A 12,179-nucleotide genomic window follows, 5' to 3' on the forward strand; every position below is an offset into this window, starting at 1 on the left:
GATGAGCTTATTTAAAAAGATTTTTTCTTCCGAAAAGAAGGAAACCTTGGACAAGGGACTGGAAAAGACAAAAACCAGTTTCTTTACCAAATTAGGAAAGGCCGTTGCAGGTAAATCCAGGGTAGATGATGACGTATTGGACAATCTTGAGGAAGTGTTGGTGACTTCGGATGTGGGGGTAAATACAACCTTAAAAATTATTGAACGGATCGAGGCCCGGGTCGCCAAGGATAAATACATGGGCACTGATGAACTTAATACGATTTTAAGGGAGGAAATTGCCGGATTGCTTTCTGAGACACATTCCGGTGAGGACTCTGAAGTTCATATTCCATCGGATAAAAAACCTTATGTGATCATGGTCGTGGGCGTCAATGGGGTTGGTAAGACCACTACTATTGGAAAATTGGCCTATCAATTTAAAAAACAGGGACTTAAGGTAGTGTTGGGTGCGGCAGATACATTCAGGGCGGCCGCTATAGACCAATTGCAGGTTTGGGCCGATCGCGTAGAGGTACCCATTGTAAAACAACAGATGGGAAGTGACCCCGCATCGGTCGCTTTTGACACCCTTAGCTCTGCCGTAAAGCAGGATGCGGACGTCGTCATCATCGATACGGCAGGAAGGTTGCACAACAAGGTCAATTTGATGAACGAACTTAGCAAGGTAAAAAGGGTCATGCAAAAAGTGGTGGAGAATACCCCGCATGAAGTACTCTTGGTATTGGACGGTTCCACCGGCCAAAATGCGTTTGAGCAGGCCAAGCAATTTACAAAAGCTACAGAAGTAACTTCTTTGGCCGTCACAAAATTGGATGGTACGGCAAAAGGAGGTGTCGTCATTGGTATTTCGGACCAATTTAAGATTCCCGTCAAATATATTGGGGTAGGAGAGGGCATGGAAGATCTTCAGGTTTTCAATAAATACGAGTTCGTGGATTCATTCTTTAATATGAATAGTTGAGAAAAATTGGGTTATTACTACTTGTTTTTAATGTATCCATTTGCACTTGGTCGCAAATAACCTACCCGAAGGCAAGCCCTTTTTCAAAACTGGAGCAGGAAATAGGGCTTTCAAAAATCACCTTGGAATACTCTAGGCCGGCGGTACGGGGAAGGGAATTATTTGGCGAGCAGGCAGATGGTCAACCGGCACTGGTACCTTATGATCGAATATGGCGCGTGGGTGCCAATGAATCTACAAAGATTACTTTTGAACATGATTTTGTTGTAGACGGACATACCTTGCCCCAAGGAAAATATGCCCTCTATATTTTTCCATACAGGGAGTATTGGGAGGTGGTCTTTCATAAAAATACCGGCCATTGGGGCGATGGTCGTGCCAATTACGACCCAAGCGAGGACGCATTGCGGGTAAAGGTCGTACCCATCAAAACAATGCAATATCATGAAAACCTGCTGTTAACCTTTGAAAACATTACCCATAACAGTGCCCAGCTGATCATTCAATGGGCACGTACCAAAGCTGTTGTATCATTTGCTACGGATACCAAGCGAATCATGGAAAATGAAATCAGGGAAAAATTAGCAAATTCGCCAACTGGGCAGACCTATTATGAAATTGCCCGCTATTATCAAGAGGAAGGAATACGCCTTGATGAAGCCCTCTCCTATTTGGGAAAAGCCTTGCAAATGAATGGAAAGACCTATTATTTTTATAGGGTAAAGGCCCTGGTCGAAGGTGATTTGGGCGATTATACAGCTGCCATTGAATCGGCAAAAAAATCAATTCAATTAGCCGAAAAGGAAAATAAGGATGAATTTGTGCGGCTCAATCAGAAGGATATCAAGGTCTGGCAAGAAGAACTGAAGAATAATTGAAAACTAATGTTATGAAGAAATTAAGTATGCTCTTTGTTATTGGACTTCTCTTATCGTGTAAAAATGAGTCGGCCGAACAGAAGGGCATTGTACTGTGGGAGCCCTACAATGATTCCGCCGAAGTGGCTGCAAATGCGGACCATGAGATATCCAGAATGCGCTACAAACTCATCCAATCCAAAGTGCTGGACAAGAACGATGTTTTTCTACCCCTATATCATGAGGTTTCCAAAATGACGGAAACCGAGTATGAGGCCTTGAAGCCTTTGATATTGGAGCAGGATATTTTCAGTATCCAGAAACATATTGATGCCAATACCCTGTCTTACGAAAAGCTGGTGTTGTTCTATCTCTATCGGATTTATAAATACGAGTTGAACAATGAAACAACCCTGAACACGATAATTGCACTGAATAAAGAGGTTGTGGCGGAAGCTCGAAAATTGGACGAACAAAAGAAAAAGGGGACACTCCCCGAAGTTCGACATCCTATTTTCGGGATGCCCATCCTGTTAAAGGACAACATCAATACGACCGGGATGAAAACCACGGCAGGCAGTATCGCGCTGATGAACAATGAGGTAGCTGATTCGTTTATAGTTCAACGTTTAAAGGAAAACGGTGCCTTGATTTTAGGGAAAGTAAATCTCAGTGAATGGGCCTATTTCCTGTGCAGCGGCTGTCCCGTGGGGTATAGTGCCGTGGGTGGGCAGACCTTGAACCCGTATGGAAGAAGGATATTTGAAACAGGTGGTTCCAGCTCGGGAAGTGGTACTTCGGTGGCCGCAAATTATGGGGTTGCAGCCGTAGGAACGGAAACTTCGGGATCTATCCTCTCGCCAAGCAGTCAAAATTCGGTCGTCGGTTTAAAACCTACGATCGGACTTTTAAGCAGATCCGGAATTGTTCCTATCTCAAGTACCTTGGATACCCCGGGTCCCATGACCAAAAATGTAGTCGATAATGGGATATTGTTATCGGCCATGTTGGGATTTGATACATCGGATTCAAAATCCGTCAGAGAAGAATTTCCCGGGATACTTTCGGCCGGTCTACAGCCGGAAGATTTTTCCGTTATGCGTCTTGGCGCCATGGTACCTTTGATGGAACGGGACAGCATTTATAAGGAAACTATTGAAGCGTTAAAATCGGCTGGGGCCCATATTGTTGAATTTACGCCGCCTGAGGTGGATATGGATGGTTTTTTGAGCATTCTTAACATTGACATGCGAAATGACTTACCTGAATATTTAAAGGCGTATTCGAACCCTGAATCTGTAAAAATATCTTCCGTTGCCGATGCAGTTCATTTTAACAATACCGATTCCCTGACCCGAATTCCCTACGGTCAGGAGCTGTTTGAGGGTATTTTGGCCGACTCCACCACGGCGGAAGGTTTGGAGGAAATTAAGGCCAAGTTGGAAAATAGTGGAAGGACTTTTTTTGACACGGCGATGGATGCACATAATCTTGATGCTATTTTATCCATCAACAATTACCACGCGGGATATGCGGCCGTGGCAAAATACCCGGCCTTGACCATACCCATGGGGTATAAATCAAGTGGGGAACCCATTGGCCTTACCTTTATTGGTAAGCCTTTCTCAGAGGCACATTTGCTGCGGATTGGAAAAGCTTTTGAAACATCGTTTCCAAAAAGGAAAATGCCCAAGGATTATCAATAAACAGGCGTTTTATGAACCTCAGGATTTTTATATTACTTTTTCTAATTCAAGTCGGCATCATGAATGCACAAAAAAGAATACGGGATTACGGAATCGAGGTCGGGGTCTTGAAAACCGGAAAATTCAATGCCATTACGGATGTTGAAGGAGTTTCAGTGGGGCACGAAACCCTGGTGGAAGGTGAAAATATAAGGACCGGAGTTACGGCCATTCTACCCCATTCCGGGAACATCTTCCAATCAAAGGTTCCCGCGGCGATTTACATTGGCAACGGTTTTGGAAAATTGGCAGGCTATACTCAGGTAAAGGAATTGGGGACTATTGAAACCCCGATCATCTTGACCAATACGTTGAGCGTTCCTACAGCCTCCGAGACCTTGATTTCCTATACCTTGGATTTACCCGGCAATGAAGACGTGCGCTCCGTAAATTCGGTAGTAGGGGAAACAAATGACGGTTGGCTGAACGACATTCGAGGCAGACATGTACAACGGGAACACGTAATGAGTGCCATAAGAAACGCATCTTCCGGCCCGGTCAAGGAGGGAAATGTGGGTGCCGGCACAGGAACGATTTGTTTTGGATATAAAGGCGGAATTGGGACTTCGTCAAGGGTACTTCCAAAATCCTTGGGCGGATTCACCGTTGGGGTTTTGGTGCAAACGAATTTTGGCGGCGTGTTGGAAATCAATGGCGCACCTGTTGGGAAGGAACTGAATACATATCCATATCGGGACAAAATTATGAACGATGCCGATGGTTCCTGTATGATTGTCATTATGACCGATGCCCCACTCGACGCCAGAAACCTGGAGCGTTTGGCCAAAAGAGGTATGATGGGATTGGCGAAAACCGGTGGTATCGCCTCCAATGGAAGTGGGGATTATGTCATGGCGGTTTCCACCAATGAGGCTGTGAGGATAGCCCATACCAGTAATCGTAGGTTTAATACCATGGAATTGTTGCGAAACGATGAAATGTCACCCTTGTTTTTGGCCGCCATCGAGGCAACGGAAGAAGCCATACTGAATTCCTTATTTTCGGCCAGTACCATGACCGGAAGGGACGGACATCAAATAGAAGCCTTGCCGTTGGGTGAGGTGTTGCCAATACTTAAGAAGTATCGGAAAATTGAGTAATAGGAAAAGTTGCCATTCAATTTTTTCACGGACTTTGGGTACATCTAAAATCCGAAGAAATAGTTGGTTAAAGCCCATTTTTAACATTCCAAATCGTACTTTTGCACCCGCCTTGTAAAAAAGGGATAAAGTAAGATAGGTCATGCGGACAAAGACGCTAAAGAAGCATAAAATCAATGTAGTAACTTTGGGATGTAGCAAAAATGTCTACGATTCTGAGGTACTTATGGGCCAATTACGTGCCAATGACAAAGAAGTGGTACACGAGGAGGAAGGCAATGTGGTGGTCATTAATACCTGCGGATTCATCGCCAATGCCAAACAGGAAAGCGTAAATACCATTTTGGAATACGTCCAAAAAAAGGAAGAAGGCTTGGTAGACAAGGTTTTTGTGACCGGATGCTTGAGCGAACGTTACAAGCCAGATTTACAGAAGGAAATACCCAATGTGGACGAATACTTTGGAACCAGTGAACTTCCCAATCTTTTAAAGGCTTTGGGGGCGGACTATAAGCATGAGCTTATTGGCGAACGTTTGACCACAACGCCTAAAAATTATGCTTATTTAAAAATTGCGGAAGGGTGCGATAGGCCCTGTTCCTTTTGTGCCATACCCCTAATGCGCGGGAAACATAAAAGCAAACCGATTGAGGAACTTGTTACCGAAGCGGAAAAACTTGCCAGTAAAGGCGTAAAGGAATTGATTCTTATAGCCCAGGACCTTACCTATTATGGGTTAGACCTCTACAAGAAAAGAAACCTGGCAGAACTATTGCGGCAGCTGGTCAAGGTTGAAGGTATTGAATGGATACGGTTACACTATGCCTTTCCAACGGGGTTTCCTATGGATGTTTTGGAGGTGATGCGGGAAGAACCCAAAATCTGCAACTATTTGGATATTCCGTTGCAGCATATTTCCGATAGCATCCTTAAAAGTATGCGCAGGGGAACTACCAAGGAAAAAACCACACAATTACTAAAGGATTTTAGGGAAGCGGTACCCGGAATGGCCATCCGTACTACGTTGATCGTTGGGTATCCAGGCGAGATGGAAGCCGATTTTGAAACCCTAAAGTCATGGGTCGAGGAAATGAGGTTCGAGCGGTTGGGCTGTTTTACCTATAGCCATGAGGAAAATACCCATGCCTACAATTTGGTGGATGATGTTCCCGAAGAAGTGAAGCAGGAACGTGCCAATACAATTATGGAGATACAGTCCCAAATCTCGTGGGAATTGAACCAGGAAAAAATAGGACGGACCTTCCGATGCATTATCGACAGAAAGGAAGGCAACTATTTTGTGGGCAGGACCGAGTTCGATTCACCGGATGTGGATAACGAAGTCTTGGTAGATGCAACTAAACACTATCTAAAACAAGGTGAATTCGTAGACCTTAAAATAACCGATGCGGCCGATTTTGATCTGTACGGGGAGCCCGCTTGACATAGAAAATAGATATTGACATATTTTAATTTATTTCCATTCCCTGTTTCTTTGAGCGCAATCGAGAGGTTAACTGGTAAGAAGTATATTATTTCTCGAAATACAGATAAATATAAATCGCCGCCCCAAAACTAACGGCATCCGTGGAGGTCAACTTCCAACCGTCTTTTGAATAGGCATCCAGTTTTTCCTGGATTTCCTTTTGGGAGGATTTTACGATGTGTTTCGTATCCAGTGTAATTTTGCTGTAATAGATGAGGGTCTCTACCTTATAATCGGCCATAACAGTATTGATTTTAGACTAATTGACCATAAAGAGGGCATTGGCGAAAAATAATTTACCGTTTTCCCAAAAACCTCGGAACAGCGGGTTGTCTATCATGTAGATTACATGACCCCTTCCCATTCGTTCCGTTCCAAAAATCAGGGTTTCGGCAATTTTCTTCTTGGCCTCGCTACCTGCAAAACCGGAAACTGGTATGTTCTGGCCTTCGGCTAGATACACGGCGTTTCCACCATCCAGATACTCGTATGAGCGATCACCCAGCTTTAGTGTAAAATAAGGTTCCTCATATCCATAGGCCAAAGGGTTTGTGGTATCTACCGTAGTTTTAAAAATAGCGCCCGAAATGGTGGATTTGATATACTCCCGCTCCGAAGTGTCGAATGCCTGAAGGTTCACGGTACTGTCCCGTTGGTATTCCTTTTCCTTGACCCCAAATCCTTTTTGTTTTGCCAGTCCGTCCACAGCACCGCCCATGGCAATCAATTTTCCACCGTTGCTTACCCAGTCCTTGATTTTTTGGGCCACTTTCTCGGTAATAAAGCTATAGTACCCCCAGCCGTCGGGTAAAATGAGTATGTCATATTTAGATAGATCCACCCGGTTAAAATAGCTTTCGTCCAATACGGTAATGGGATAATTGAGCTGTTGCTCAAAAAAGTGCCAGATTTCCCCAAACCGGAGGGTGGATGCTGGCTCACCGGACAAAACGGCAATTTTTAGTTCTTGGAGCACTTCAACATAACTTGATCCAAAATCCTTTCCGCTTTCCACAAATCCGGTATTGGCGGGGGTTAGACTTTTTGCAAATTTTTTGGAGGCTCGGTCTAGTATTTGTGTAAAATCCGGAACATTCTTATTATCGGCACTTATTATGATCAAACTTCCACGGTCATAGTTTACTCCATCCAAACTAAAGGGTTTTTGGGCATATCGTACCCGTATTTTATGGTTCAGAAGTTCCGCCAGGAATTTGGCATCCTTCATACTGTTCCAATCCGCTAAATACCCATAGCTATTGGTATCGCCTATTCCATAGGTGCTGTTGGATGGTTGGAAGGTAGTTTTCTGAACATTGCTTTCCGTGGCAAGGGCATCCAGACCATAGGCATAGGGCAAGGACCACGCGGTAATGTCATAAGTTACGGAGTCGCTCAACATTGCCTTGGGTTCGAACAGCACCTTGGCCAAGCTTCCCCTGGTCTGGTCCGTGGAAACTATTAGGCTGTTTTCCGATGCCCTGAGGGTGCCTGTTTTAGAGGTAGCGTAATAGAATCCCTTGTAGCTTGCATTGGTCCCTTTATCATATTTTATTTGGTGCTGATCTAATAAATTGGCCAGCGCTTCCAGCTTATCCGTATTTCCATTGAGAATAAAATTCTGATGGGTAAAATTCTTTTGGCTATAAAACTTTCTGAATTCTGTGTTCAACTTTTCCACATTTTTGCTGGCTACCTCCACGGTAGATAGTCCGGTAGTGTGGTGATGTGCAATACGGTCCTTGAGCGTAAGTGTGTCGCCAATACGGTTGATGATTCCCAGACCGGCCCTGCCGCTTCCGCCTTGTTCATAGGTCATTCCAATACCGCCATTGTAGGTTGGATACGTATCCCCATAACTAGGATAGAGGAGGTCAAACCTTTCTTTGGTGAAATAGAACCAGCCGTTGGCATCAAAATACTTGGCGTGGTTTTTCCCTATGGTTTCCTGAAAATCGCGTTGAAAATCGGTAATGACCTCATGATAGGGTTCCGCCGCCGGGGCAAAGTAATAGGGATTGTCCACGCCCTGTTCGTGAAAATCGACATGTACGTGGGGCAGCCATTTATTGTACTGTTTTAATCGATGCCGACTCTCCACTTGGGTAAGCCAGGCCCAATCACGGTTGAGATCGAACATATAGTGATTGCTTCGGCCACTCCACCAACCTTCATGGTGTTCCTTACTGTTTGGGTCCACATTGAAGGGCGAATTTTTATATTGGTTGTACCAGTTTACGTATCGGTCCCTACCATCTGGATTGATACACGGGTCCATGATGATCACAAGGTCTTCCAGATAATCCTTCTTATTGGTCAACAGTTCGTAAATGGTCTGCATAGAGGCCTCCGTACTTACACTTTCGTTCCCATGAACATTGTAACTTAACCAGACAATGGCCTTGTTGGGTGCTGCTTCCCCATGAATATTTTTCAAGTGCACTTTCCTTATTTCCTCCAAATTCTTCATATTGGATTCCGTAGAAATGTAGGCCAATAGTAAGGGCCTTCTTTCGTTGGTCTCACCATATTGCATAAGTTGCATCCGCTTTGGTTCCTGTTGGGCCAGATATTGATAATAGTCCACAACTTGATGGTGCCTGGTGAATTGGGTGCCCAATTCATAACCTAAAAATTCCGAGGGTGATTTCAGCTGGCCAATTAACGCCAAGGGCAAGATAAAGAGAAGAGCGTGTACTAATTTTTTCATATAGTGATTCTAAAGTGTCCAAAAGTCTCAAAGCTACCAAATTATTGATAATTTTTATCATGTGAAATGGGGTTTTCGACGATTATATGGGCTATTCCAAGCCTTTAAATTTAGGTCAATAGTTAGATTTTTAAACATTTCTTTTTGTAGAGTTATTTAACTTACCATTGCAAATCCCTCTATGAGGGTTTCATTTGGGCTAATTAACGTATTTTTTGGAACTCTAAAGTAGGAACGTTTTATATTTACGCGTACTAAGCATTTTATATGGAAATTGATTGTTTGCCTTTTCGAAAGACCGGTTATTTTTCTAAACTGATTTGTGATTATATAGAGGAAAAAGAAACACTTACATCCCTTTACGGTCAATTTCCAAAACTGGAAAATTTTGAAAGGCAGATACGGGAGAAAAACGCAAATTTTTCGGTTTCCGGAAGGAAGACTTTGGTAAAGAGCCTGAAAGCACAATACGTGGACGTTAAAACTTCCAGTTTGACATCGGAAAATATTCAATCCTTACATGATGAAAATACCTTTACGGTAACCACAGGGCATCAACTTAACCTCTTTACGGGACCTTTGTATTTTCTGTATAAAATCGTTTCGACAATCAACCTTTCCAAGGTTTTAAAGGAGACCTATGGCGATTATAATTTTGTTCCCGTGTATTGGATGGCGACAGAAGATCACGATTTTGAGGAAATCAACTATTTCAATTTTAAAGGGAAGAAGATACAGTGGAACAAAAATGCATCGGGGGCGGTTGGACATCTTTCAACGGAAGGCCTGGATGAAGTCTTCGAGATATTTTCAAATACCATCGGAGGAAGTAAAAATGCCGATTACCTAAAAAATCTTTTCACGAAAGCCTACCTGAAACATAAAAATCTGACAAGGGCCACACGCTATTTGACAAATGAATTGTTCAAGGAGCAGGGGCTGGTAATAGTAGATGGTGACGATCATCATTTGAAGGAATTATTGGTTCCCTATATTAAAAAGGACCTATTCGAACAAGTCTCCTTTACATCGGTATCAAAAAAAATATCGGAAATACAGCAAATGGACCCAGATTATGGTATCCAGGTAAACCCTAGGGAAATTAACTACTTCTATCTTAAGGATGGCATTAGGGAGCGCATTGTGGAAAGGGATGGCAAATTTTATATCAACGATACCCAATTGTCTTTTACAAAAGAGGAATTACTGGAAGAGCTCCAAACGTATCCAGAACGATTTTCGCCCAATGTGGTGGCAAGACCTTTGTATCAGGAAGTAATATTACCCAATTTGTGCTATATAGGCGGGGGCGGTGAGCTGGCGTATTGGTTACAGTTAAAGGCCTCTTTCCAAGCCATGGAAGTACCGTTTCCTATACTATTATTACGAAATTCTGTCTTGATAATTACCGAAAAACAGAATGAAAAGCTGGACAAATTGAACGTGAGCCATGAAGACATTTTTTTAAAACGGCACAGTTTGATCAATAAGAAAATCAGGGAGGTATCGAACATCGACATAGATTTTTCACCGCAAAAAAAGTTTTTGGAAGAACAGTTCAAGGGGTTGTACGATTTGGCCGAACAGACGGACAAGTCCTTTTTGGGAGCGGTAAAGGCCCAGGAAGTAAAGCAGAAGAAAGGCCTTGATAAATTGGAAAAACGACTGTTAAAGGCCCAAAAAAGAAAATTGGAGGACCATGTGGTCCGGTTGACGGATATTCAGAACCAACTCTTTCCAGGTCAGTCCCTTCAGGAACGCCAATTGAACTTTTCAGAACTGTATTTGGAATATGGTGAGGAATTGATACCAATGCTTCTAAAGCACTTAAATCCATTGGATTTGAATTTTTTTGTACTCTCCATAAAGTAATTCTTAGCTTTCAAAGGCTGTAAAGGAAATTAACTTCCCGGGTCGAATCGGGAAATTCAAAACATAATAATGCACGATATAGATATAGACATGGTCGAAATGACCTTGGACGTGGTCAAGTATGCCATTAACAGAATTACCCAGACCAATCCGGAACTAGGGAAACCAAAAACCGAATCCGAACTCAGAAAACTGGTAGGGGAGACGGTCACCAATTCTGGTATTGGGGGCGAGAAGGCCTTTGAACTCTTTCGGCAAGTACTGGTCAAGGCAACGGTACCTATTGATCATCCCAGGCATTTGGCCTTTGTACCTGCGGCCCCCACTAGGGCGGCCATACTTTTTGATCTGGTGACTTCCGCGTCCAGTATCCACGGTGCGTATTGGATGGAAGGGGCAGGGGGCATATTTTGTGAGAACGAGGCCATGAAGTGGTTGGTTTCCCTCACCGGGATGCCAGAACCTGCCTTTGGTGTATTCACCAGCGGGGGAACGGCCGCAAATTTATCTGCTATTGTCACCGCTAGGGAAAAATGGAGAAAAAACCCAAAAAATATAAATCAGAAAGGCTTGTTGATAACCTCCATAGGCGCGCATTCGTCCATTAAGGCGATGGCCAAGGTAATTGACGCGGATGTGGTTTTGGTACCTTCCGAAGATGCCATGAACGAGCCCCAATTGGAACACTTTTATCAAAACCTTACGGCCTCCCAAAAAAATCGGGTTTTTGCGGTGGTTGGTACAGGAGGTACCACCAATGCGGGTATTATTGATGATTTGGAAGGAATAGCCAATTTCTGCAGCTCCCATTCGATTTGGTTTCACGTGGATGCGGCCTATGGCGGCGGTGCTTTGGCATCCAAGTCGGTCAGACATCTTTTTAAAGGTATAGAAAGGGCTGATAGTGTTACCATCGACCCGCACAAATGGTTGTTTTCACCTTACGATTGTGGTGCTGTGCTTTATAAGAATCCGGAAGAGGCCAAGGAAGCCCATGCCCAAGAAGGCAGCTATTTGGAAATTTTTAAGGATGAAGGCGCCCATGGATTTAATCCGTCCGACTACCAAATACAACTCACCAGAAGACTTAGGGGACTCCCATTGTGGTTTTCCTTGGCCACCCATGGTACCGAAAAATACGAGTGGGCCGTAGAGCAGGGGATAAAACTGGCAAAAATAGCTGGCGAGCTCATCGAACAAAATCCTGTCACGGAATTGGTGCGGGAACCCAGTCTTTCCTGTGTGCTTTATCGCAGGATTGGATGGTCTGCCGAGGATTATAGAAATTGGACCTATAGGAACCATGAAACTGGCTTTGCATTGGTAACGCCTACCAAATGGAAATCCGGCGATGGCTATGAAACGGTGTCCCGCTTCTGCTTTATAAATCCTGATACGACGAAAAACGATATTGAGGAAATTCTAAAAAGTATGGAATAAGTTGC

The 12,179-nt window shown here is 43.7% G+C and carries 9 protein-coding genes; 7 read left to right on the forward strand and 2 right to left on the reverse strand.

The window, feature by feature from the left end; genetic code table 11:
* Window position 1: 1 nt before the first annotated feature.
* The 5 genes from ftsY (at window position 2) to rimO (ending at window position 6,110) form a co-directional block, all read left to right on the forward strand.
* On the forward strand, window positions 2-964 hold the full coding sequence (ftsY, locus tag F0361_RS10550) for a signal recognition particle-docking protein FtsY (protein ID WP_154918589.1): 963 nt from the start codon (window positions 2-4) through the stop codon (window positions 962-964).
* Window positions 961-1,842 carry a DUF2911 domain-containing protein gene (locus F0361_RS10555; RefSeq protein WP_154918590.1) on the forward strand — a complete coding sequence of 294 codons (882 nt, stop codon included), beginning with the start codon at window positions 961-963 and terminating at the stop codon, window positions 1,840-1,842. Before ftsY ends, F0361_RS10555 begins: the two co-directional genes overlap by 4 nt.
* Window positions 1,843-1,853: 11 nt before the next feature.
* A complete protein-coding gene (locus F0361_RS10560; protein WP_154918591.1) occupies window positions 1,854-3,527 on the forward strand; it encodes an amidase family protein in 1,674 nt (557 codons plus the stop codon).
* 59 nt (window positions 3,528-3,586) lie between these two features.
* Window positions 3,587-4,666, forward strand: coding sequence for a DmpA family aminopeptidase (locus tag F0361_RS10565; RefSeq protein WP_154918592.1), 1,080 nt, complete (start codon window positions 3,587-3,589; stop codon window positions 4,664-4,666).
* Window positions 4,667-4,808: 142 nt separating this feature from the next.
* Window positions 4,809-6,110 (forward strand): 30S ribosomal protein S12 methylthiotransferase RimO, encoded by a 1,302-nt coding sequence (gene rimO, locus F0361_RS10570; protein WP_154918593.1) that lies wholly within the window; start codon window positions 4,809-4,811, stop codon window positions 6,108-6,110.
* Between the two features lie 88 nt (window positions 6,111-6,198).
* Here the strand turns inward: rimO and F0361_RS10575 are convergent, their stop codons facing one another.
* Together F0361_RS10575 and F0361_RS10580 are read right to left on the reverse strand one after the other, a co-directional pair.
* Window positions 6,199-6,393: a DUF4177 domain-containing protein gene (locus tag F0361_RS10575; protein ID WP_138259235.1), complete on the reverse strand. Its 195-nt coding sequence runs from the start codon at window positions 6,391-6,393 to the stop codon at window positions 6,199-6,201.
* An 18-nt stretch (window positions 6,394-6,411) separates the two neighbouring features.
* Window positions 6,412-8,862, reverse strand: coding sequence for a M14 family metallopeptidase (locus F0361_RS10580; protein WP_154918594.1), 2,451 nt, complete (start codon window positions 8,860-8,862; stop codon window positions 6,412-6,414).
* 267 nt (window positions 8,863-9,129) lie between these two features.
* On the opposite strand from F0361_RS10580, the gene bshC reads away from it, so the two are divergent.
* Both bshC and F0361_RS10590 read left to right on the forward strand, forming a co-directional pair.
* Window positions 9,130-10,734, forward strand: a complete 1,605-nt coding sequence (bshC, locus tag F0361_RS10585) for a bacillithiol biosynthesis cysteine-adding enzyme BshC (protein ID WP_154918595.1) — start codon at window positions 9,130-9,132, stop codon at window positions 10,732-10,734.
* A gap of 69 nt (window positions 10,735-10,803) precedes the next feature.
* Window positions 10,804-12,174, forward strand: coding sequence for a pyridoxal phosphate-dependent decarboxylase family protein (locus tag F0361_RS10590; RefSeq protein ID WP_154918596.1), 1,371 nt, complete (start codon window positions 10,804-10,806; stop codon window positions 12,172-12,174).
* The last annotated feature ends 5 nt before the right edge of the window (window positions 12,175-12,179 follow it).

The organism is Maribacter flavus, from assembly GCF_008386635.1.
GTDB lineage: Bacteria > Bacteroidota > Bacteroidia > Flavobacteriales > Flavobacteriaceae > Maribacter > Maribacter flavus.